This is a genomic window from Algoriphagus sp. (genome assembly GCF_039969895.1).
In the GTDB taxonomy this organism is placed as follows: domain Bacteria; phylum Bacteroidota; class Bacteroidia; order Cytophagales; family Cyclobacteriaceae; genus Algoriphagus.
The window spans coordinates 345,299-368,493 of sequence record NZ_JBDVMZ010000026.1; the positions used below are offsets into that span (position 1 = coordinate 345,299).

The window sequence follows — 23,195 nt, forward strand, 5'->3', positions numbered from 1 at the left end:
TTATTCCTGGGCACTTTTTTCTTTTTTCGTTCTTATCGGAATCCAAAAGTCTTCCTCAGACTCCGAATCATTGTTCTTGTACTTTTCTCCCATTACAGCAAAATGAGGACGATGATCCAATTCGTAAGTTGAGTTGGGAATCCACTTCCCTATAATATATTGATACAACTTGGGAGCCTCACTATCTGACCCTTTGAATGGAAATACAGCATAAAGACCGGCGGGAATTATCATGCTCTTCATAGATTCTGGAATTGAATCAAAATCTGATACTGACACAGCCGCCCATTTTTCAAACTGCGACACAGGATTAAAGTGCTTGAAGTAAGTCGGATCAGAATAGATTTCAACAGAATACAATTCTGAACCAACTTGATTTTTTACTTCCTTTTTCCTAGGCATAAATCCACGCCAAAGCTCTGGAATTCTATTGTTTAAGAAGCTCATTCGAACGCTCATTCCCACGAGTTTGGTGTCAGGGAGTTGTTGAATAGTTGGTTTGATCATTGGATTTAAATGGTAACTCGAAGCTTTATTTTTGGAAGCTTTGTATCTTGATTTTAATTTATAAGTTGAATTCTAAAAGGAATATCTGCTTTTCCAACAGTAAGCAGGCAACAGCAAGCTAGGCAATATTAAACCAACTACTTGAGGCCGCTTCCGTCCTCCGAACAGCTAAACAAAGAATCTAAGGGGACAGGCGTTAGTGCGAAAAATACTAAATCCTTTCCAGGATTTCATAGAGATATATAGGCTTAGACTGCCTTCCCAGTTGATTCTTTGATTCATCAACTTCCGAATTTATAGCCTTTTCACTTGTTTATAATTGGCATTACTAAGTAGTCTTTGTACCTTGGAAAACCCAACTATTTGTGTTTCTGTACAAATAGGGGCTATATTTGACGAGACGCAACTAGTAGCGTCTCCTTTTTACACTACTTCACCCAACCATACTTTGGACTTCTCATCATTTAATTTCGAAACCTCGCTTCAGGAAGGACTGGACGCCATGGGTTTTGAGAAACCAACTCCAATCCAGGAAATGGCCATTCCGGTCATCATGGAAAATAAAGATCTTATCGCTTGTGCCCAGACTGGGACCGGTAAGACGGCTGCTTTTATACTTCCGATTCTAAACAAGATCAGTAAGGATGGAACCACCACATTAAACACGCTAATCCTGGCGCCAACCCGTGAACTTGCTATTCAGATCGATCAGCAGATTCAGGGTTTTTCTTATTTCCTGGGTATCAGTTCAATCCCGATTTATGGAGGAGGAGACGGAATCGTCTGGGAGCAGCAGAAGAAAGCCTTAGAAACTGGCGCTGAAATCATTGTAGCTACGCCAGGTCGCCTGATTGCCTTGCTGGCTGGAGGAAAAATAGATCTCTCTACGCTGGAGCATTTGATTCTTGATGAAGCAGATCGGATGATGGATATGGGCTTCTCTGATGATATTCTGAAAATCGTCAATTACCTTCCTAAGAATAGACAAACTGTTCTTTTCTCTGCTACCATGCCGCCAAAAATCAGGCAGTTTAGCATGAAGTTTCTGAATAATCCTGCGGAGATATCTATCGCCATAGGTAAAACAGCTAAAGGAGTAACTCAATCCATGTATTCCGTGTATGATACGCAGAAGGAGGAATTGGTGAGAAACATTCTTTCCCAGAAGCCATACGAAGCCGTGATTATCTTCGCTTCGACTAAGGATAAGGTAAAGTCTCTTTACAAAGTTCTGCGAAAGCAATTCGAAATAGAAGCCTTTCATTCCGATCTGGAGCAGGTGGAGCGTGAGAAAATCATGTCTGCTTTCAAGAATAAATCTGTCAAAATCCTGATTGGTACGGATATTATTTCCCGTGGAATAGATGTGGTAGGAATTGAATTGGTGATCAATTACGATACACCATCTGATCCTGAGGACTATGTCCATAGAGTAGGACGTACAGCTAGAGCAGATATGGAGGGGGAAGCGATCACCTTTGTCAATCCTAAAGATCAGTACAAATTCGATAATATCGAGAAGTTGATCGGGATGAAAGTTACTCAAAATCCACTTCCTGAGGGATTTGAAGCTGGACCGAGCTATACAGGGACTGCTTCCAAAGGAAAGTCTGACTTCGGGTCAAAGAAAAACGCTGGATTCAGTAAGAACAAGAAATCAAGTAATGGTGGGAAGAAAAAGCCCTTTCCAAAAAGAGAGAATTCTAATTCTAGCCAAGCGAAACCAGCTAATCCCAAGCCGATAGAAGCTAAAAAACCAACAGAGCCTAAAGTTTCTGCTGAGCCCAAACCTGTAAAATCAGGAAAGTTCGGAATGAGAAAAAACGTCATAGACCCTGAATAAAAGGTCTTTGGTGGTATTGCTTATATGAAGCACTTCAAGTACATTGAAGTGCTTTTTATTTTTAAACCTATATGCAATGCAATTTGTAAAACTCAAATCAAGAGGTGCTGCTGTCTCATTTTTGCAGGAGCTACTTGGCAAACTTGGATATCAAGTGCCCTCATCAGGTTATTTTGGAGATGAAACTGATGTTGCTGTAAAGGATTTTCAAGCTAGGAATAACTTAGTAGTGGACGGTCAGGTTGGGTTGAAAACCTGGACATTACTATTTGACAAGACGCGGCCAGCGGATACGTTTGGGGATATTTTTCTCTCAGAGCAGGACTTGGTGGATTTTGGTAAAAAGTACCAAGTGGAACTAGCTGCAGTAAAAGCGGTAAATGAGGTGGAGAGTTCCGGCAAAGGCTTCTTAATAGATGGAAGACCTAAAATATTGTTTGAGGGTCATATTTTTTGGAGAGAATTAAAATCCAGAGGAATTAGGCCAGAAGATTTCTCTAACCCATCCAATGAATCTGTCTTGTATAAAAGCTTCAGCAAAAAGCATTACCAAGGTGGAACCAAGGAATATGATCGACTTGAACAAGCCGCATCGATCTCCCCAAATCCAAAATTCAGGGAAGCAGCCTTAGCCTCAGCCTCATGGGGAAGCTATCAGGTGATGGGCTTCCATGCCCTTCCGCTGGGATATCCATCAGTTCAACAATTTGTTGATGAAATGCACACCCACGAGCGAAATCATCTGGAAGTTTTTGGAAGGTATATTTTGAAAAATGGCTGTTTAGAGCATTTGCAGACTAAGAATTGGGCAAATTTTGCCAGGTGCTATAATGGTCCAGCTTATGCACAGAATAAGTACGACGAAAAAATGGCGAAGGCCTATTTGAAATTTTTAAACGATTAAACGCTATGGCACTTAAAGAATTAATAAGACTTTTTGAGCGGGATATTGAACTGTTAAAAGTAGAAATTAATGCCTATTCCAGAGAAGAAAACCTATGGAAAGTGGAACCTAACATCACGAATTCCGCAGGTAACTTATGCTTACATCTGGTGGGGAATATGTCTCATTTTGTAGGAAAAGAGATAGGCGGATTTGGTTATATCAGAGATCGGGAATTTGAGTTTGCTGGTAAACACGTACCAAAATCTGACTTGTTGGTTAGAATAGAGAGGCTTCAACAGGTAGTCACTGTCAGCTTAGAAGGCTTGGATGAGTCTATGCTGGAAAAGCATTATCCCTTGGAGGTATTTGGAGAGAAAATGTCTTATAGTTACTTTCTTATTCACCTTTTTGGCCATTTTAGCTATCACTTAGGCCAGATCAATTACCATAGACGATTGCTGGATAAGTAGAAGTAATTCATGATACAGTAAACTATAAAGAATGCTCATATCTCTAAAAAAAAGAGGTGAGTTCAATTTTTTATGAGTCATAAATGAATAAATCCATAGCTGCGATAGATGAATAGGTTCTCTATTAAATCTATCTCATCAGGACCATGTGATGATGGATAGAGACTTAGTCGATCTGTATGGAGTCGAAGCAAGACGTTTAAATGAGCATGTTAAACGCTATGAAAAGGTTTTCCACCTGATTTTTTTCCGGTTGACTGAAGAAAAGTTAGAAGATCTGAAGTCTTTCTAGGCGACTTCCAACAAAGAGAAAATGAGTTTGCGAACGTTGCCTAATGTGCTTAAAACAAAAATTGGCACTAGTATCAAGCGTTTTGAATTCTGATGCTGCTATAGAAGTAAACCTGTAAATCATCCGAGTAAATAATCGAATGCAAGAGGTTTTGGTATCCACTACTAACCTGTCGCTTAAGGTTGGGCAATTGCAAATATTCTTAAGCAAGGGGACAAAACGAAAACCCACGCAGAAGATTTGCGGCTTATCAGTAATGCATTGAAGCAACTTTTGAATGTATCACTTGTACCCAGAGAACCATTTGGATTCAAAATCAACTAGTAGGGGATATCTACCTCACAAAAGAAGTTGCCCGATTCAATTCTGACTAGATTTGATTACAAAGCAAAGACCATCCAAAATTTGGATGGTCTTATTAGTTTAATGCATTAATCCTTTAGCTATTGAATCCTAGTAAAGAACTCTGAATCGGATTGTTCCAGGGATTTGTTTTAGTGCATCGATTGCCTCAGTGGAGTAAGCCTTATCAATATCTGTGATCACATATCCGATTTTCTCATTGGTCTTCAAGTACTGTCCAACGATGTTGATTTCGAAGTTTGCCAAGATCTGGTTGATTTTAGCCAAAACTCCTGGTTCATTCATGTGAATATGAATCAATCTATGGGCATTTTGAAGGAATGGCAACTGGATGTTCGGGAAGTTTACGGAATTGTAGGTATTACCTGTGTTGATGTATTCCATGATTTTCCCTGGAACAAATCGGGCAATATTTTCCTGAGCTTCCGAGGTACTGCCTCCGATGTGCGGAGTAAGAATTGTATTTGGAAGACCGATAAGTTCTGAGGCCAAGGGTTCTGTGTTGTTTTTTGGTTCCTCAGGAAATACATCTACTGCACATCCAGCTAGGTGGCCTGAAAGAATCGCGTCTCTCAACGCAGGAATTTCTACCACATGCCCACGGCTTAGATTGAGCAATATTGCTCCTTTTTTCATCAAGGCGATTTTCGATCTATCTAAGATATTTTCGTTCTCTTTTCTGCCATCTACATGAAGGGAGATCACATCGCAAGTGCTTAGCAACTCATCCAGGCTATCTACTTTGGTGGCATTTCCAAGTGCCAAGCGCTCGATTACATCGTAATAGAATACGTTCATTCCCATGTTTTCAGCAAGAACTGAAAGTTGGGCGCCTATATTACCGTAACCGATAATCCCAAGTTTTTTGCCCCTGATTTCAAAGCTTCCTGTGGCTGACTTATCCCATTTGCCTTGGTGAAGTGCAGCTGTTTTATCTGCAAAACCTCTCATTAGGAAGATAATTTCAGCGATTGCCATTTCCACCACAGACCTGGTGTTGCTGAATGGCGCATTGAAAACTGCAATTCCTTTTTCCTGACAAGCTTCCAAGTCAATCTGATTGGTACCTATGCAAAAAGCACCTACAGCAATCAAGCGATTAGCATTTTCCAAAACTTTTCGGGTAATGTTTGTCTTGGAACGGATACCTATGATGGAGACATTTTTGATTTTTTCGCAGAGCTCTTCTTCAGACATCGCAGAGCTCACTACCTCTACTTCGTAGCCTTCTTCTCTGAGTAAATCAACACCGATCTGGTGGACATTTTCAAGGAGCAATACCTTGATTCGGCTTTTCGGGTAAGAAAATTTCGTATTCAAATTATTGACGTATAAGATTTCATCCAAACTAGGCGCGATATGATCAGCCTCTTTGGTTACTTTAGGACGATTTACATTTTCAGTAAATGCATAAAATTTATTGGCTAAGCCGGATTTCTTGATCTCATAATCCGTATAGCCATCACCAATTACATAGATTTCTCCTTCAAGATTGATTTTTTTAATGGTTTCAGCTTTTCCATTATTCTGTGATAGGGGATTGTCTCGATTGAAATCTACAATATTATCCGCTTCATCATAGACGAATTCGTTCGCAAAAACATTGTTTTCATGAATTCCATAGGCCCCTACGATGGGAATGATAAAGTCCTTAAATCCATTGGAAACGATGTAAATATTTTCAGAATTCTCCTGAAGAAATTCCTTGTTCCGCTCAAAAGATTTGGATACTTTTTGCTTCAAGGAAGCGATCAAATCAGCTATCTGGGACTTATTAGCCTTCAGGATATCAATTCTCTGGATCAAACTATCACGAAAGGTCACATTGCCTTCCATGCCCTTATCCGTAATATCCTTTATGGCTTGAATTTTCTCTTCTCGTTGAGGATCATTCAAAAGGCTGATTTCCCCTAAAATATCTAGGGCTTCTACCTGGGTAAACGTACTGTCAAAATCAATGATAAACTTTGTTGAATTAGGCATGTGCAGGGTCAATAGGTTAATAAGCTTGTAAAATTACAGGATTGTTAAAAAAAGAGAAGGTTTATTGAAAAAATTGTTTAAAATCTTTTTTGCAATCGATTTTTTCGCAAAAAAATGCCTGAATAGACAGAGATTTCGAATTGAATACGCTTTGCCAAACATTCGGGCAATCCTTTTACTCTTCGATTCTTACATGTATTTTTGTCACCTAATCTTCACAAAAAAATGAAAAATACTTCCATACTAGTTATCGCTCTCGGTCTGGCATTCAACACAGCCTGCCAAAATCAAAATTCGGAATCAGTAATAGAAGGAGTAGAGGAAACGCTATCTGCCACTGACACTATTCCAGGTAATTATGGTTCTGATCTAGTTTTGACAGATGTAGTTTCTCCTGCCGAAATGATAGCAGAGGTTGAAAAAGACGGTAATTTTGAAGGCAAAATCGCAGGAGAAATCAAAGAGGTTTGTACCAAAAAAGGATGCTGGCTGACGATGGATCTCCCAAATGGCGAGAGCATGAGAGTTACCTTTAAAGACTATGGATTTTTTGTCCCTACTACCTCTCAGGGATATCCGATTGTTTTGGAAGGTGTGGCTATCATGACCGAAACGGATGTGGATACGCAAAGACACTATGCTGAAGATGGTGGAATGAGCAAGGAAGAAGTGGAGAAAATCACTGAACCTAAGCGTGAGATTACTTTTGAAGCCACAGGTGTAGTCATCAAAGGTAAGGTCTAATATGCCGATAGCGCTCGATAACCTCCGTGTAGGTAGAAAATATCAGCTAATCAACATGGGCGAAGTCAGGCAAGTCGTGATCGTAGCTCGATTGCGTGGGGCTAATTTTCAAGTCAAAGACCTCGATACCCTTGAACTTTACACTATTGAAGAGTTGCTTCAGTGGGGTATAGGGAAGGATTATGACATAGATGAGATCTTTCGATAGTCTGAAAGTTGACTTCCCATACCTCTTTATTTTTTAGAATATTTCTACTTTTTGAACAAACTTCAATTCTTATAAAATGAGCGAAAAAAGCCTTTTAGGTGCCATTGTGGGAGCAAAATGCCCGAATTGCCGTGAGGGAAAGTTATTCCCAGTCCCGATCAATAGCTATCGTAAGCTGTCAGATGTCAATGCGTCTTGCGCCGTATGCGGTGTAAGTTTTCATGCTGAGCCAGACTTTTTTTATGGGGCTATGTATGTGAGTTATGCATTTTCAGTGGCCATTGTTATTACCACGCTGGTTGCCTTGAATGTGCTCATGGAAAAGCCCGCCCTTTGGATGTATTTGACTACGGTAGTAGTGGCTAATATCACCTTATTACCTTTGATGCTGCGGTATTCCAAGGTTCTTTATCTCTATAATTTTGGGAAATTGAAGTACAGAGGTTATTGATTGCCTAGGTGTTTTTTGGGAGAAAATAGAATCATCAGTAAGCACAGGGAAACTAATAGAAGAAAAAATAAAGCCGGAAATCCACCGATCACTGATAGTATTCTTACTCCGTCGATTCCCGAATACGTAATCATCACCCAAGATAGAAAACCGATCAGCACTCCCCAGATTACCTTGAGATTGGTGTCTGTATGAAATGGGTCGCTGGTTTGCTTTTTCATGCTAATGCTAGCTAGCGCGTCCGTGCTAGAATCTGCAGCTGTGACATAGGAAATAAATATGCCTAGGATGAAGAGTTGCGCAAAAACCTTGAAATACCCCATATCCTCAAAAACCCTGTAAATAATAGATTCAGGGCCGGAATTTTCAAAAAGTTTTTGGTATGCTATGGAATTCAAAGAAGCAAAATCCAGCGTAGTCCCTCCAAAAATCCCCATCCAGATCAAGCAAAAGAGTGCAGGTAAAAACCAACAAACCACTAAAAATTCACGAACTGTCCTACCTACAGCGATTTTTCCTAAAAATAATGCGGTCATCGGAGCCCAGGCCATCCACATCGCAAAGTTGAAAGTGGTCCAATCATAGGTCCAAGTATTTCCGGCCCCACTTTGCTGCAAACTGAGGTCTGCGAAATTTGAAAAGTAATTTTTGAAACCTAGAAGTATAGAATTAATGAGGAGGTTTTTTTCTCCCAAGATTACAAATAGGCATGCGATAAGAAAAAAGAAGCCTAAGTTGAAAAGAGAAAGATTTTTAATTCCTTTTTCAATTCCCGTCGAAGCGGAGAGGATGAAAGTCAGTAAAATGCAAAGGGTAATTGAAGCGGTGAGGATAGTGGGATTTAGTGCTGGAAAAAAAGCTAGAAAACCTCCTGACAGACTTAGGATTCCAGCACCAAGTGCAGCTGCCATTCCTGTTACCAGAGCAAATAAGCTAAACATATCCAATCCTGTTTTCCAAAATCTATGGGGTGAATTCCCTAGCAATGGTCTTAGCATTATACTTAGGCTAAATCGACTTTTTCCCGAATAATACATCAAGGCAAAGACAAGGGCTGGTACAGCATATATCGCGTATGGCGTAAACCCCCAATGAAAATACAAAGCTCCCAGAGCGAAAGCCTTAGCTTCGTCTGACCCAGATTCAAAGTCTTTGAAATCGGGTGGAAATAGAAAATGCGCTAGGGGTTCTGCACTCCCCCAGAATAAGATGCCTACAGCGATGGTCGTGCAAAGCACTATCGCAAACCAACTAATTCTGTTGAGTCTAGGAACGGCGGTTTTTCCTCCGATTTTATAGTTCGCAATAGGTGAGAAAAAAGTAGCAACTATCAACAAAGTCATGCCGAAAGAAACCCAGCTAAACCCAAGTGAGAAATTGATAAGAATACCCTGCTGAATAGACCGGATAGTCTCTACAAATAAATCTGGCAAAAAAATGCTACTAACTACGGATAGTATAAGTAGAATAAATGGTGGCCAGAAAACATAAGGACGGACATTGAATTGGAAAAAACGGTTGGTGCGACTCATGGGCATTTAAGATACTTGAAAATGTTTGGGGTTAATAATCATCACATGATACTTTTCAGTAAAGCTTATTTTTTGATAGCTTACCCACCATGAAAAAAATCCTACGTATTTCACTCTATGTGATGGCTATTTTGTACATGTTGGCCGGTCTGAATCACTTCTTACGTCCTCAATCATACCTGCCTCTGATGCCTCCCTACATTCCGGCACCCGAGCTAATGAATTATTTGGCAGGAATCGCAGAAGTATTACTGGGGTTAGGACTTATATTCAAAGCAACTAGAAAATGGTCTGCATGGGGAGTGATCTTGATGCTGCTAGCCTTTCTTCCCGTACATATTTATTTCATTCAGGTTGATTCCTGTATTGAAAATAGCCTCTGCCTGCCACCTTGGGCCGGTTGGGTTAGACTTGTTCTTATTCATCCGGTTCTACTTGGCTGGGCATTTTTATTTACTAAAGAAAGGTAGCTCTCTAGGCATTTAGAAAGTCAAAATCTTAAATAAAACTGACCTTAAGTTAGTATTACTAACAATTTGAAAGATTTATTAACTTTTTTATGACTTCTACGTTTCCTTGATAGTTGTAACACTTTTCTATGGAAAATCTTTTGAATAATATGAAGATGGAGGTTCATGATAACCTCTATCTAAAGGAGCCATTTAGCTCGGATTTGGGGAGCTCTATCGTACAGGAATCAGCCATGCTGATCCGGGATTTGGGTATGGAGCACTTTACATTCAAAAAACTAGCAGTTAATATAGGCGTGACAGAGGCGGCTATTTATCGTTATTTTGAAAACAAAAATATGTTGCTTCTTTACCTTACGGCGTGGTACTGGGCCTGGATGGAAGTAAATTATGTGTATGCCACCGCAAACTTAGAAAGTAGTAAAGCTCGTCTCTCTATCGCTATGAAGCTACTGGTGAATGGGCCTTTATTTACCAAGAATGTCCATGTAGCACCCACAGATTTGCGCAGCATAGTGGTAAATGAATCACTCAAAGGTTATTTGACCAAGACCGTAGATGCACAGCATCAAAGTGGTTTCTTCGAGCAACTTTATAGTTTTGGAGTACGCATCTCAGAGTTAATATTTGAAATAAATCCTGAGTATCCCTACCCAAAAACCTTAGCTTATACCGTAATGGAGTCTAGCTTACTCCATGCATTTAATTCCCAACACCTCCCAGACATGACAGAGCAATCTTTGGACTCAGAGAATCGGCTGGTTTTTTTCGAAGATTTAATCGTAAAAACAATCTCAAATGGATAATACATCTACAATAACTCCTTTAAAGAGGTTTTTCAACCTACTAAAGGAAGAGAAGGATCAAGTTTATTCGATCTATTTTTATGCTATTCTGAACGGGTTGGTGGCGCTCTCCCTTCCTTTGGGAATTCAGGCTATATTGAATTTCGTATTAGGTGGAAGGATCACTACCTCTTGGGTAGTGCTGGTCATCGTCGTAGCTGCGGGTATAGCTTTTGGTGGCTTTCTTCAGATTTCTCAATTACAGATCACGGAGAAACTTCAACAAAGGATTTTTGCCAAATCAGGACTCTCTCTTGCGTACAGACTTCCAAAAATAAGGTCTGAATTATTCCATGGTAGATACGCGCCAGAAATAGTCAATCGCTTTTTTGACACGGTTAGTCTTCAAAAAGGTGTTGCCAAGATCTTAGTGGAATATTCTACTGCGTTGATTCAGGTGGTTTTTGGACTGATTTTACTTTCGTTTTATCATGCGACCTTTATTTTATTCGGGATCGGTCTAGTCCTTATTCTGATGACAATATTTTATTTCACCAGTGCAAAAGGAATGTCAACGGCAATCAAAGAGTCAACCTACAAATACCAGACAGCCTATTGGCTGGAAGAGATTGGTAGAACTTTGAACACCTTTAAGTTGATAGGTGGCGACTCCAAATTGCCCATTTTGCGAGTGGACAAATTGCTAAAGCGCTATGTGGAATTCAGGATGGAGCACTTCTCCGTCTTGATTTTTCAATACAAAGTACTTATTGGCTTCAAGGTACTTATAGTGACCAGTTTATTGATCGCAGGCAGTTTGCTCCTGATCAACGATGAAATCAGCATCGGACAATTCGTGGCAGCGGAAGTAATCATCATCATGGTAGTCAATGCTGTGGAGAAACTGATCATTTCCCTAGAGACAGTTTATGACACGCTAGTAGCATCTGAGAAACTAGGGCAGGTGATGGATATGGAGCTTGAGGGTGAAAATGAGTCTGAAAAAGACATTACTGCTCAGTCTTCAGGAATTAAATTATCGATGGAAAATGTAGTTTTTCATCCTACTGATTCAATTAAACCTGTTCTCGACAATGTCTCATTAACTATTCCAGCTGGATCTAAAGTGGTAATTACCGGTAAGAGCGGAAGTGGTAAAAGTGCTGTTTTAGCGCTGTTGGCAGGACTTTATGAGACATTTGAGGGACAAGTAAAAGTAAATGATCTGTCAATAGATTTGATCAACTTAGGCAAATACAGATCCGTAGTGGGAGATTGTCTAGAATTGCAGCAAATTTTTCACGGTTCGATTGCTGAGAATATATTGGTAGGTAGGGACGTGAACCCTGACCAGTTGCAGGAATTGATAGAGCTTGTGGGCTTGAAAGATTACATCTATCACTTACCAGAAGATATAGAAACCATACTACTACCAGAAGGAAGGGGACTTTCCAGAAAGTATGCGCAAGCTATTATTTTAGCGCGAGCCCTAGTGGGAAATCCTCAGGCCATGATATTTGAGAATGCCTTACAGCATATCGATAAAGAGGTGAAGGACCGAGTGAAGGACTATTTATTCAGAGGAAATTGGACCCTGGTGATGGTCTCTGAGGATGAAGAAGTGCTTCTTGATGCCAAGCAAGTTATAGTTATGGATAATGGGAAGGTTATTTTCCAAGGCGATCAGAATGGATATCAGCATTTTTTAACTCTTAACTCTTAAGATCATGTTAAATATTTCTGAAAACAAAATCAAAGACCTGTCTCCATTTAAGGATTCAGAAAGTCTCCAGATTACAGTAGCTTCTAAGGAAAAGAAAACTAGAGTAAAGATTCTATTTGTATCCTGCTGCGTAGTTTTTCTGATGCTTTTTCTTCCTTGGACCCAATACATCCGGTCTAAAGGCTATGTGACCATGCTACAGCCAGAGCACAGGGCTCAGACGATTCATTCGGTCATCGCAGGTAGGATAGAAAAATGGTATGTACGAGAGGGAGCTTTTGTGTCTAAGGGTGATACTATTGTTAGTATTACGGAGGTAAAAGATGAGTATTTTGATTCCTTGCTTTTGCCTAGAACTCAACTTCAAGTAGATGCCAAGAATCAGTCTGCAATTTCCTATCGGGAAAAAGTAAAAGCTCTAGATGGTCAGATAGCTGCCTTGAAGCAAAATAATATCATTGTAAAAGAGCAAGGAAGGAACAAACTGGAAATGGCAAAATTGAAAGTCACTTCGGATAGCATTCGTTTCGAGCAGGCTAAAATAAATTACGAGATTGGACTCAAGCAATTAGAGCGAACAGAGACCCTCAATCAAGAAGGCCTGAGATCACTGACAGATTTAGAGACTCGGAAATTAAAATTCCAGGAAGTTCAAGCCAGTGTAATTGCTGCTGAGAATAGCCTTTTGAGTAGCAAAAACGCATACATCTCAGCTCTGTTAGAATTGGATGCTATTGATAATGACTTCAAAGACAAATTAGCTAAGGCGGAGTCAGACATGTTCACCGCCCAGTCCAGCCAATATGATGCAGAGGGATCTGCCACAAAATTAGAGAATCAATACGCTAACTATGAGACGCGAAGTGGCTTCAGACATATACTAGCGCCTCAGGATGGTTTTATAGCCGAAGCTATCCAAGTAGGTCTGGGAGAGACGATCAAAGAAGGTGAGCCTATAGTTAATATAGTTCCGTCAAACGGAGAACTTGCTGTAGAGATGTATGTATCTCCTGTTGACTTGCCTCTGATGATGGTTGGGAAAAAGGTTAGATTTATTTTTGACGGCTGGCCAGCGATTGTTTTCACCGGTTGGCCTCAATTGTCAAATGGTACTTTCGGCGGTGTCATCGTAGCGATTGATCAGTTTGCAGGTAGCAATAATCAATTCAGAGTATTAGTAGCTGAAGATCCAGAGGAAGAGGCTTGGCCAGAAGTGCTACGCGTGGGATCAGGCGCTGACGGTATCGCCATGCTAAATGACGTGCCTGTATGGTATGAAATCTGGCGACAGCTCAATGGATTCCCGGCAGATTACTATACAAGAGTTCAGAAAGAAGAAATAGCAAAAGGAAAGAAATGAAAATAGTATTCGCCACCTTCTTACTGATTGCCAGCGCTTTGAATGTCCACGCTCAGGAAGCTGATACGCTGAAGTTCGAGACTTATCTGGAATGGGTCAAGTCCTATCATCCTCTAGCTACCCAGGCAGATATCATGCTGACAATGGGTGATATGGAGGTCAGAACGGCTAGGGGTAGTTTTGACCCACTTTTATATGGAAATCTGGATAAGAAAAGCTACGATGAAAAAACCTATTACGACAAACGTGAAGCAGGTATTACTATTCCTACCTGGGCTGGAATAGAGCTTAACGGTGTATTTGAGCAGAATTCAGGTCAATTTCTTAATCCTGAAAACAACGTACCATCCGGAGGTTTATTCGCTGCTGGTGCATCGATCAATCTTGGTCAGGGACTAATTCTAGACGATAGGAGAGCCGGGCTTCGCAAAGCTCAGATCTACCAACAAGCCACTGAATCAGATAGGAAACAGATGTTAAATGAGCTCTATCTTCAAGCGACTAATGCTTATTGGAATTGGTCTTTGGCTCATGCTAATAAACAATTATTGGAAGAGGGAGTGGAATTAGCACAAGTTCGATTCCGAGGTGTAAAAATTAGTTATGAACAAGGGGATTTTCCAGCAATTGATACTGTAGAGGCGGCCACTCAGTTGTTGAATAGGGAGTACAACCTTCAAAAAGCAGAGAATGAGCTTTTTATCCGAACTCAAGAGTTGAGCAATTTTCTCTGGGATGAATCCGGAAATCCTATTTTACTTAACCTTGAAACACTGCCTGAAAGCCTCTATGGCAATCAATTACTAACGCTCAATGAAGCAGAGCTTAGGGTTCTGATCGCCGAACATCCAGAGCTTATGTTGGCTGATTTTGAATTAGCCAGTTTGGACGTAGATCGGCGGCTCAAAGCTCAATCTATCATACCGGTAGTCAAGCTCAAGTATAATTTTCTCACGGAGGAGCTAAACCAATTTGAGCAGTCAGGTTTTTTTGAGAACAATTACAAATGGGGGTTGACTGTATATACCCCTCTTTTGTGGCGTAAAGCTAGAGGTGGAATGCGACTCGCTGAAGCAAAGATAGATTTCAAGCAAAACTCCAGAGATTTAAAAGAGCTGCAGCTCCGTACCAAACTTGAAAATGAATTGAACGGCTGGTTTGCAGTCAATTCACAAATAAACACCTTCACCAAAAATGTGATAGCCTTAGAAATGTTACTTCAAGGAGAATTGAGAAGGTTTGAGATAGGAGAAAGTAGTTTGTTTTTGGTGAACAGTCGGGAAGTTTCTGTATTCAGCTCAAGAACCACCCTGAACGAACTCCTTTCCAAACGAATGATCGTCTATGCGAAGACTCGCTATGCCGCTGGTATAGGATTTTAAATAAGTCCATATCGTGGTTTTCCGCTTGATAACCAGTAAAGAGCGTATAGCTAAATAAGAGTTGATCAATTTGAATTAATGTCAGTTCGCTTATGGGCCTTCGGACTTCTGTCCGGATGAGCCAGGAAATTTAGAATACTAGCAATATTGCGGATGATCCTATCCTATATTTAGTTAAGTTTATATTCAACCAAAATAATAAGTATGCCTGCCTTTGTAATAGTAGAGATTGACATCACAGATAATGAAAAGTACAATGCCTATAAAGAGCTCACACCTGCCACAGTTTCTGCCTATGGAGGGAAGTTCGTTCTGCGAGGCAATCCTGTTACTGTCCTAGAGGGAGATTGGAATCATGAGCGACTGGTCATGTTGAAGTTTCCTAACAAAGAAAAAGCCGAAGCTTGGTATCATTCTGAAGGCTATCAGCATGCAAAATCTGTAAGAGATGGTGCTGCCAAAGCAAATTTTCTTTTAATAGAATCGCTGACTTAAGGTGATTACTATCAAACAAAAAAGACTTCCAATTGGAAGTCTTTTTTGTTTGATATTCATGCCTTTATAAATCTGGCTGTGGAGTCATTCTGAGGTAGGGTTTGATGACTTTGTGCCCCTTAGGGAATTTGGCTGGAATATCTTCGGTTTTAATGGCTGGGGATACCACCACATCTTCACCTTGCTTCCAGTTAGCTGGTGTAGCTACCGAGTAATTAGCAGTGAGCTGCAAGGAGTCAATCACACGAAGCAACTCATCGAAATTTCTACCGGTACTAGCAGGATAAGTGATGATAAGCTTAATTTTTTTATCATTTCCAATCACGAATACAGAGCGTACTGTAAAGCTTTCATTTGAATTTGGATGAATCATGTCGTACAATTCTGACACTTTTTTGTCCTCATCTCCTATGATAGGGAAGTTTACCGAGGTGTTTTGTGTCTCGTTGATGTCAGAGATCCAGCCTTTGTGGCTTTCTATTCCATCCACACTAAGCGCCAGTACTTTAGTATTTCTTTTGGCAAATTCTTCCTTGAGTTTTGCTACTGCACCCAATTCTGTGGTACAAACAGGAGTGTAATCAGCTGGATGTGAAAATAGAATTCCCCATCCGTCGCCTAAATACTCGTGAAAGTCAAGTTGCCCTTCTGTGGTGTCGGCCGTAAAGTTTGGGGCCAAATCGCCTAATCGTAATGCCATGATGTTTAGTATTTAAAAGTTTTGTTTCAATTCATCCAATATAACGCTCCTGATTACATTCAGTTCGTCTTTTTAAAAATCTTTGTTAAAAACTCCCAGAAGGCAAACCCATTTAAAAAAATGTAAGTTGAAAGTCCAACATTTACTTTTACTTCGTACATCAACTAAAACCAAGATATCCATGAAGACTTACTACAACCCTGACGATTTAAAGAAATTTGGCAAAATCGCAGAATTCCAAAAGCCATTAGCAGACAAGTTTTTTGAATATTACGGAGAGGTTTTCGCCGAAGGCGCTCTCACTGCAAGAGAAAAATCACTCATTGCCCTAGCTGTAGCCCACACCATCCAATGCCCGTATTGCATCGATGCTTACACCACCGATACGATGGAAAAAGGCTGTGATGAAGAGCAAATGATGGAAGCAGTACATGTAGCGGCTGCCATCAGAGGCGGAGCATCGCTTGTACATGCTACACAAATGATGAATAAAGTGAAAGAAATTTCCATCTAAATGAAATCTCTCAAAGCACAACATCACCGGCTCTCCAGTTCAGAGGAAGAAATCCAAATTTTGGAAAACGATATGCCTGGCTTTTCTGGGGATCGTTTTGTCTCAGAGCTTGAGAATTCAAACTTATTCCCTTTAAAACCTACCCAAATTGAAATCCTACAGATCAATTTGGGTAAAATGTGTAATCAGGTCTGCAAGCACTGTCACGTGGATGCAGGGCCTGATCGCAAAGAAATCATGACTCGTGAGACCATGCAGGAATGTCTGGAAGTCATCAAAAATCATGAAGTAAAAACGGTGGATCTTACAGGCGGTGCTCCGGAAATGAATCCTGATTTTAGGTGGTTTGTAGAAGCTATCCGAGCCATAGATTCTGAGATTTCTATAATTGTCCGCTGTAATCTCACTATTATTTTGGCCAACCCGAAGTACCATGATCTGCCAGCTTTTTTTAAAAAGAATAAAATAGAAGTAGCTTCTTCTCTACCGTATTTTACTGCGATGAAGACCGATTCTCAGCGTGGAGATGGGGTTTTTGAAAAATCCATTAAAGCGCTAAAGCTATTGAACGAACAAGGCTACGGTCAAGAAGGGTCAGGACTGATTTTAAATCTGGTCTATAATCCTTCGGGGGCATTTTTGCCTGCCGCCCAAGGTGGCTTAGAAATCGAGTTTAAAAAGCGCCTTTTTGATAAGTTTGGAATTGTCTTCAATTCACTTTTCACCATCACTAATCTTCCAATAAGCCGTTTTCTGGAATATTTGCTCAGAAGTGATAACTATGAAGGATACATGGAAAAGCTGATTAATAGCTATAATCCTGTGGCGGCTGCTGGAGTGATGTGTAGAAATACGATTTCTGTAGGCTGGGATGGGTATTTATATGATTGTGATTTCAATCAAATGCTAGAACTTAAAGTCGCGGCTGAGAACTCACAACATATAAAAGACTGGAATCATCAGTCGCTCAGCAATCGAGAGATAATCGTGAAAAATCATTGTTTTGGATGCACGGCGGGGTCGGGGTCTAGCTGCGGTGGGACGACTGCTTAATATGAAGGACGGGATAATTATCTTTCAGAAAAATGCAGAGCTGGGAAAGGTAAAAACTAGGCTTGCAGCTACCATCGGAGATCAGGGAGCTTTTGATGCTTACAGACGTCTGGTCGCTTACACTCATAAAGTTGCTAGTAAATGTGCTGCTGAAAAGGTTGTTTTTTATACGAATTTTCTAGAAAATGACCGCTCTGCTTATCCCAGTGGGTATAGATTTGAATTGCAGTCAGGCGAGGATTTGGGAGATAGAATGAAGAATGCTTTTGGGCAGCTTTTCGCAGAGAAATATGATCGCTTGGTAATAATAGGTACGGATTGTGCAGAGATTACACCAGAACATATTTCAGAAGCATTTGAAGTATTAGAAAAACAGGAAGTCGTAATTGGCCCTGCTCATGACGGGGGTTACTATCTGCTTGGGATGCGGGCTTTTTTTCCATCAGTATTTGATGGGATACCATGGAGCACGGATCAGGTAGCTGAATTGACAATCAACTATTTAGAGACAAACTCCATTTCCTATGGCCGAATGGCTACCCTTTCTGATGTGGACATTGAGGAAGATTGGAACAGGATTAAGGACAAACTTTAACCTTACTAATTCATAAAAACTCCAATATATTGGATCAAACCCACCATCTTGCTTCTGTTTTAGTTCGAAGAAATGAGCTGCAAATCAAATTCTCACTACCTCAATCAAAGCATATGTTTTCAAATCTCACTAAGCCGGTCAGTTTACTTCTGGTAGTCTTTTCTCTTCTGCTAGGAAATGCCAGTAATGGCTATGGGCAGACCAAAACGAATAATTACGATATTGTACTTGCTGGTTTCACGATTGGAAGCATGCAGGCGGACAAAGTTACCTCAGCCGCAGGAGAAGATTATCAGATTCACAGCAAAGTGGAATTTTGGTTTTTCGGGAAAATTCATGTGGAATTTCTTCAAAATGTGAATTTCAAAAATGGCCAATTGATGAAAGCCACCACAAAGTCTGATTCTAACCGGGGAAATTTTGTCAGTACGATCACCTGGACCAAAGATCACTATGAAATAGATGCCAATTCCTACAAATTCCATAATGAGGAAGACATCAAACAGGCCGTCTATGGAACTCCAGCAAAATTGTATTTCCAAGAGCCAAAAGCCGGGGATGTATTAATGTCCGAAAACTTCGGAATGCTCACTAAGGTCAGGGAAGTTGAAAAAGGAGTGTATGAGATAGATGTCAATGGAAGCATGAACCGCTTTCACTACGTGGATGGGGTATTGGACAAAGTGATATTGGAAAATAATATCAAAAACTATTCAATAAAGCGAAGAGTTGACTGATAAACTAAATATCTCAGTAATAATACCTTGCTTAAATGAAGCGGAGAATTTAAGTCATTTGCTTCCTTTTCTTTTAAAAAATAGCGGAGAATCAGTAAAGGAAATAATTCTAGTGGACGGGGGTTCTACTGATGATTCTGTTGAGGTAGCTAGGTCCTTCGGGATTCTCGTTTTGGAATCCCCCTTGCCCAATCGGGCAGTTCAATTAAACCTCGGAGCATCTCGGGCCAAATCTGAACTTCTATACTTTTTACATGCAGACACCAGACCATGTGAGGAAATATCGGATGTAATTGTCAAAAGCGCTTCTACAGGAATACAGGCAGGTTGTTTTCGATTGAAGTTTGATAGTAAAAGTAGCTTGCTTAGGTTTAATTCTTGGTACACCAGGTTTAATGGTATTTTCTCAGGTGGCGGAGATCAATCCTTATTTATCACAAAAGACTTGTTCGACTCATTAGGAGGATATGATCAGTCGTTCTGTATCATGGAGGATTTTGATCTGACTAGGAGAATCAGGCAAAAAACCAAATTCCACGTCCTTCCCTTTGACATGAAAGTATCAGCACGAAAATACCAAGAGAACAGTTGGCTAAGAGTACAGCTAGCAAATTCTCTTGCTTTCTCTCTTTTTTTATTAAAAATTAAGCCAGCCACCATCAAAAGTTTATATTTAAATTTTTTAAGCATAAAAAAATATCAGCATAACAGTAGTTGAATGAATCAATCGACAATTAATGGTATCCAGCAAGTAGGGATAGGGGTAAAAGACGCAAACCAGGCTTGGGCTTGGTATAGAAAAGCATTTAATATGGATGTGCCTATCTTTCAGGATAGTGCGGAAGCCAATTTGATGATACGTTATACCTCACAGAAGGTAGAAAGCAGGCATGCTATACTTGCTTTGAATTTGCAAGGAGGAGGCGGTTTTGAGATTTGGCAATATACTTCTAAGGTTCCTCTAGCAGCTGAGGAAGAATTGACTTGGAAGGATTTAGGGATTTTAGCAGTGAAGATGCGCTGTCATGACATTCATAAAACTCATGCTCATCTAAAAAATGTAGGGGCAGTCATTCTGGGGGAGCCTGTCAAAAACCCCCTTGGTGTCTGGCATTTTTTCATCAAAGATCCTTATGGAAATATATTTGAGCTAATAGAAAATGGTTCCTGGTTCAATAAGAGCAAAGATTTGGTTGGTGGTGTGTTGGGAGTAGTTGTGGGAGTGTCTTCCATCGATGCAGCTCTGCCTGTATATCAAAAACATTTGAAGCAAGTAGAAACACTATGTGATAAAACAGGTATTTGGGAAGATTTTGCTCAAGTAGGAGAGGGAAATACAAAGTTTAGAAGGGCTATTCTTCAGGGCTCGCCAGTGATGACCGGAGCTTTTGGTAAATTATTTTGCCAAACTCAATTCGAGCTGATAGAGACTGATGCGCAACCTAGAACCAAAATATTTAAAAATAGAAACTGGGGAGACTTGGGTTTCATCCATGTTTGCTTCGATGTGAATGGAATGGAAGCTATCAAGGACAAACTCTTCGCAGATGGCTTGGATCTTACCGTTGATTCTGGAAACGAATTTGATATGGGCAAGGCTGCCGGTAGATTCTCCTACTTGGAAGACCCTGATGGTACGCTTATCGAAATGGTGGAGACGTACAAAGTCCCTATCATGGAAAAAATAGGATGGTACCTGAACCTCAGCAAACGAGACAACACTAAAAACCTTCCAAACTTCATTGTAAAGCTGCTTGCACTCAATCGCGTGAAGGATTGAGTAGCAAAATTACTTTTTAGAAATCAAGCGGGCTAGGTCAACCAATCGGTTGGCATAGCCCGCTTCGTTATCATACCAACCAACTAGTTTGACCATTTTTCCTTTGGCTGAAGTCAGCGCAGAATCTATGATACAGGAATGTGAATTCCCAATGATATCTATAGACACGATAGGGGCGTCTTCTACTTCAAGAAATCCTGTTAAATAGCTAGAACTGGCATTCCGGAAAGCAGCGTTAATTTCTTCTTCTGTGACCTCCTGACTAAGTTCCACTATCAAGTCCGTGAGCGATCCATCTGGCACTGGTACTCTCATAGCAGACGCTTCAATCTTTCCTGCCAATGCTGGAAGGACTAGGTCCAACGCTTTGCCTGCATTCGTTGTAGTTGGAATAATCGAATAGGCTGCAGCCCTGGCTCGTCGAAGATCCCGATGTGGAGCATCATGCAGATTTTGATCGTTAGTATAGGAGTGAACGGTGGAAGCAAATCCCTTAATCACACCAAAATTATCGTCCAACACCTTGACCATAGGAGCAAGGCAATTCGTGGTGCAAGATGCGTTAGAAACTATTTTTTCATTTCCAGTGAGAATAGAATCATTCACTCCCAAAACAATCATTTTGATGGTGGGATCAAGGGAAGGAGCAGATATAATTACTTTTTTAGCGCCCGCCTGCAGGTGTTTTTCCGATCCGGCTCTATCGGTGAATCTCCCAGTGCATTCAATGACTAAGTCTATATCTAATTCCTCCCATGGAAGTTTTTCAGGGTCTGATTGACCAAAAAGTTGAATCTCTAGATCATTTACTTTCAAAAATGAATCATGAAGCTCGATACGATGAGCAGATTTGCCATGTATAGAATCGTATTTCAACAAATGTGAAATGGCCTCTTGATCTGCCAAATCATTAATAGCGACTAAGTTAAGTCCAGAATTTTCAAGGATCAATTTTGCGGTATATCTGCCTATACGGCCAAATCCATTGATGGCTATTCTGATCTCTTGTGAAGGTTTCATTGTTGGTTTCATAATTGGGATTCAAAAATAGGAAAATCAAATTCAAACCGGCTTAAGAATTTTTTTTTCCTTTGAACTCAGCTTTTTAACTCAAATCAAAAGAAATTTTCTAAGCCAAATTGGTTTTAAAAACTTAACCCTCTATATTTGCACAACCATTCAGAAAAGCACGTTTTCTGGGGGTCTTAATGGTCGGTTCGTCTAGGGGTTAGGACACGTCCCTTTCACGGATGAAACACGGGTTCGATTCCCGTACCGACTACATTGTCGCCTGAATTTCAGGAAGTTGTGAAAATTTTTATTGAGTATGGTCGGTTCGTCTAGGGGTTAGGACACGTCCCTTTCACGGATGAAACACGGGTTCGATTCCCGTACCGACTACCAAGGTTCGATGCATGTTAAATGCTCATCCTTATTTTATTTTTGTTTTATGGTTGTTAGTGGTTAAAGTGAACAAAAGCCCGATCCTTGATCGGGTTTTTTTGTTTTAGAATCGTCCGTTTTTATAATTGGATTGACAAAATACAAAGGGATCAGTCCTAAAAGTTGGGGGAATTGACACAATCCATTTTCTTTGCTGAAAAAAGAATTGAAAGAAAAGGACTACCTCAGCTTGCTTTTGCCTCAGGGCCTGCTTGAATTTTTCAAGGTTACTTCAGCAGGACTCAAAGACAATGCTTATCACATTTATCTAGAAGAGCTCAATATTCATCCCGAGCATCTTCAGGGATCGAAACTCACCTCAAAGGGTTTTTATGATGAGGTAAGTATTCAGGACTTTCCGTTGCGCGGTAAAGCCTGTTTTCTGAATATTAGGAGGAGGAAGTGGCTCAATGAAGAGACAGGAAAGAATGTGAGTAGGGATTGGAGCTTGGTGGCAAATGGTACGCGGATGACAGAGGAATTCGCGCTTTTTTTAAAAAGGAACGACTGGATTCATCGCCGGTAAGTTGCAAAAGCCTGGCGGATAACTTCCACGTAAACGGAAAAACCCTTGAGCATCAATACGTTTTTCATCTGAGCAACTTCCTGGATTGGCAACAACGCCCACATGCTAAAGACTGGATTCTTTTTCCTGAAAATCTGGGAACACATCTCAGCATTGATGAGACAGCCCTCTCTCAAGGAGAACTGTATACTGTCCTGACCAATAAAGCAGCCAAAGGTAAGAAGGGAGCTCTGGTTGCCATGATAAAAGGGACTGAAAGTGAAACAGTGAATGCTGTTCTCAGGCAACTACCCGAGAATAAACGGAAAAAGGTAGAGGAAGTAACACTGGATATGGCCGCCAGTATGGAAAAG

Annotated in this window: 25 protein-coding genes and 2 tRNA genes; 22 read left to right on the plus strand and 5 right to left on the minus strand. The window is 40.5% G+C overall.

Annotated elements, in window-relative coordinates; genetic code table 11:
- Complete coding sequence (locus ABJH64_RS19740) at positions 1-507, minus strand: GyrI-like domain-containing protein (RefSeq protein WP_348276346.1); 507 nt, start codon at positions 505-507, stop codon at positions 1-3.
- Positions 508-955: 448 nt separating this feature from the next.
- Here ABJH64_RS19740 and ABJH64_RS19745 point away from each other — a divergent pair, with 448 nt between their 5' ends.
- From ABJH64_RS19745 to ABJH64_RS19755, 3 genes are all read left to right on the plus strand, one after another.
- Positions 956-2,350 carry a DEAD/DEAH box helicase gene (locus ABJH64_RS19745; RefSeq protein WP_348276352.1) on the plus strand — a complete coding sequence of 465 codons (1,395 nt, stop codon included), beginning with the start codon at positions 956-958 and terminating at the stop codon, positions 2,348-2,350.
- A gap of 76 nt (positions 2,351-2,426) precedes the next feature.
- Entirely contained in the window at positions 2,427-3,254 is an 828-nt protein-coding gene (locus ABJH64_RS19750) for an N-acetylmuramidase family protein (protein ID WP_348276345.1), read from the plus strand.
- A 5-nt stretch (positions 3,255-3,259) separates the two neighbouring features.
- Complete coding sequence (locus tag ABJH64_RS19755) at positions 3,260-3,706, plus strand: DUF1572 family protein (protein ID WP_348276344.1); 447 nt, start codon at positions 3,260-3,262, stop codon at positions 3,704-3,706.
- Positions 3,707-4,451: 745 nt separating this feature from the next.
- Here the strand turns inward: ABJH64_RS19755 and serA are convergent.
- Complete coding sequence (gene serA, locus ABJH64_RS19760; protein WP_348276343.1) at positions 4,452-6,344, minus strand: phosphoglycerate dehydrogenase; 1,893 nt, start codon at positions 6,342-6,344, stop codon at positions 4,452-4,454.
- A 225-nt stretch (positions 6,345-6,569) separates the two neighbouring features.
- On the opposite strand from serA, the gene ABJH64_RS19765 reads away from it, so the two are divergent.
- From ABJH64_RS19765 to ABJH64_RS19775, 3 genes are all read left to right on the plus strand, one after another.
- On the plus strand, positions 6,570-7,088 hold the full coding sequence (locus ABJH64_RS19765) for a DUF4920 domain-containing protein (RefSeq protein ID WP_348276342.1): 519 nt from the start codon (positions 6,570-6,572) through the stop codon (positions 7,086-7,088).
- Position 7,089: 1 nt separating this feature from the next.
- The gene (locus tag ABJH64_RS19770) at positions 7,090-7,296 is read left to right on the plus strand and encodes a hypothetical protein (protein ID WP_348276341.1); all 207 of its coding nucleotides are present in this window, start codon (positions 7,090-7,092) and stop codon (positions 7,294-7,296) included.
- 76 nt (positions 7,297-7,372) lie between these two features.
- A complete protein-coding gene (locus ABJH64_RS19775; RefSeq protein WP_348276340.1) occupies positions 7,373-7,747 on the plus strand; it encodes a DUF983 domain-containing protein in 375 nt (124 codons plus the stop codon).
- On the opposite strand, the gene ABJH64_RS19780 is transcribed toward ABJH64_RS19775, so the two are convergent.
- Complete coding sequence (locus ABJH64_RS19780; protein WP_348276339.1) at positions 7,741-9,279, minus strand: BCCT family transporter; 1,539 nt, start codon at positions 9,277-9,279, stop codon at positions 7,741-7,743. The genes ABJH64_RS19775 and ABJH64_RS19780 overlap by 7 nt on opposite strands.
- An 89-nt stretch (positions 9,280-9,368) precedes the next feature.
- Between ABJH64_RS19780 and ABJH64_RS19785 the strand changes: the two genes are divergently transcribed.
- The 6 genes from ABJH64_RS19785 (at position 9,369) to ABJH64_RS19810 (ending at position 15,494) form a co-directional block, all read left to right on the plus strand.
- A complete protein-coding gene (locus tag ABJH64_RS19785; protein ID WP_348276338.1) occupies positions 9,369-9,749 on the plus strand; it encodes a MauE/DoxX family redox-associated membrane protein in 381 nt (126 codons plus the stop codon).
- A 128-nt stretch (positions 9,750-9,877) separates the two neighbouring features.
- Positions 9,878-10,555: a TetR/AcrR family transcriptional regulator gene (locus tag ABJH64_RS19790; RefSeq protein ID WP_348276337.1), complete on the plus strand. Its 678-nt coding sequence runs from the start codon at positions 9,878-9,880 to the stop codon at positions 10,553-10,555.
- Positions 10,548-12,257 carry an ATP-binding cassette domain-containing protein gene (locus ABJH64_RS19795; RefSeq protein WP_348276336.1) on the plus strand — a complete coding sequence of 570 codons (1,710 nt, stop codon included), beginning with the start codon at positions 10,548-10,550 and terminating at the stop codon, positions 12,255-12,257. The genes ABJH64_RS19790 and ABJH64_RS19795 overlap by 8 nt, the downstream gene beginning before the upstream one ends.
- Positions 12,258-12,261: 4 nt before the next feature.
- Entirely contained in the window at positions 12,262-13,617 is a 1,356-nt protein-coding gene (locus tag ABJH64_RS19800) for an HlyD family efflux transporter periplasmic adaptor subunit (RefSeq protein WP_348299547.1), read from the plus strand.
- Positions 13,614-14,999 carry a TolC family protein gene (locus tag ABJH64_RS19805; protein WP_348275205.1) on the plus strand — a complete coding sequence of 462 codons (1,386 nt, stop codon included), beginning with the start codon at positions 13,614-13,616 and terminating at the stop codon, positions 14,997-14,999. The genes ABJH64_RS19800 and ABJH64_RS19805 overlap by 4 nt, the downstream gene beginning before the upstream one ends.
- A 204-nt stretch (positions 15,000-15,203) precedes the next feature.
- Entirely contained in the window at positions 15,204-15,494 is a 291-nt protein-coding gene (locus tag ABJH64_RS19810; protein ID WP_348275206.1) for a DUF1330 domain-containing protein, read from the plus strand.
- A gap of 64 nt (positions 15,495-15,558) precedes the next feature.
- On the opposite strand, the gene ABJH64_RS19815 is transcribed toward ABJH64_RS19810, so the two are convergent.
- Positions 15,559-16,194 (minus strand): peroxiredoxin, encoded by a 636-nt coding sequence (locus tag ABJH64_RS19815; RefSeq protein WP_348275207.1) that lies wholly within the window; start codon positions 16,192-16,194, stop codon positions 15,559-15,561.
- Positions 16,195-16,375: 181 nt separating this feature from the next.
- Between ABJH64_RS19815 and ABJH64_RS19820 the strand changes: the two genes are divergently transcribed.
- From ABJH64_RS19820 to ABJH64_RS19845, 6 genes are all read left to right on the plus strand, one after another.
- On the plus strand, positions 16,376-16,708 hold the full coding sequence (locus tag ABJH64_RS19820; protein WP_348275208.1) for an arsenosugar biosynthesis-associated peroxidase-like protein: 333 nt from the start codon (positions 16,376-16,378) through the stop codon (positions 16,706-16,708).
- Entirely contained in the window at positions 16,709-17,761 is a 1,053-nt protein-coding gene (gene arsS / locus ABJH64_RS19825) for an arsenosugar biosynthesis radical SAM (seleno)protein ArsS (RefSeq protein ID WP_348275209.1), read from the plus strand. It abuts the gene before it with no gap.
- Between the two features lies 1 nt (position 17,762).
- On the plus strand, positions 17,763-18,356 hold the full coding sequence (locus ABJH64_RS19830) for a TIGR04282 family arsenosugar biosynthesis glycosyltransferase (protein ID WP_348275210.1): 594 nt from the start codon (positions 17,763-17,765) through the stop codon (positions 18,354-18,356).
- A gap of 113 nt (positions 18,357-18,469) precedes the next feature.
- Positions 18,470-19,093: a DUF6134 family protein gene (locus ABJH64_RS19835; RefSeq protein ID WP_348275211.1), complete on the plus strand. Its 624-nt coding sequence runs from the start codon at positions 18,470-18,472 to the stop codon at positions 19,091-19,093.
- Positions 19,086-19,811: a TIGR04283 family arsenosugar biosynthesis glycosyltransferase gene (locus ABJH64_RS19840; protein WP_348275212.1), complete on the plus strand. Its 726-nt coding sequence runs from the start codon at positions 19,086-19,088 to the stop codon at positions 19,809-19,811. The genes ABJH64_RS19835 and ABJH64_RS19840 overlap by 8 nt, the downstream gene beginning before the upstream one ends.
- A complete protein-coding gene (locus tag ABJH64_RS19845; RefSeq protein ID WP_348275213.1) occupies positions 19,812-20,873 on the plus strand; it encodes a VOC family protein in 1,062 nt (353 codons plus the stop codon).
- A gap of 9 nt (positions 20,874-20,882) precedes the next feature.
- On the opposite strand, the gene gap is transcribed toward ABJH64_RS19845, so the two are convergent.
- Positions 20,883-21,893, minus strand: a complete 1,011-nt coding sequence (gene gap, locus ABJH64_RS19850; protein WP_348275214.1) for a type I glyceraldehyde-3-phosphate dehydrogenase — start codon at positions 21,891-21,893, stop codon at positions 20,883-20,885.
- A gap of 190 nt (positions 21,894-22,083) precedes the next feature.
- Here gap and ABJH64_RS19855 point away from each other — a divergent pair.
- The 4 genes from ABJH64_RS19855 to ABJH64_RS19870 all read left to right on the plus strand — a co-directional run.
- A tRNA-Glu gene (locus ABJH64_RS19855) sits at positions 22,084-22,155 on the plus strand.
- 47 nt (positions 22,156-22,202) lie between these two features.
- Positions 22,203-22,277: transfer RNA gene (locus ABJH64_RS19860), tRNA-Glu, on the plus strand.
- A gap of 190 nt (positions 22,278-22,467) precedes the next feature.
- The gene (locus ABJH64_RS19865) at positions 22,468-22,842 is read left to right on the plus strand and encodes a transposase (RefSeq protein WP_348299543.1); all 375 of its coding nucleotides are present in this window, start codon (positions 22,468-22,470) and stop codon (positions 22,840-22,842) included.
- Positions 22,758-23,195 (plus strand): transposase (locus ABJH64_RS19870; RefSeq protein ID WP_348358243.1); only part of this gene is annotated, 438 nt, incomplete at its 3' end. The genes ABJH64_RS19865 and ABJH64_RS19870, both read left to right, overlap by 85 nt.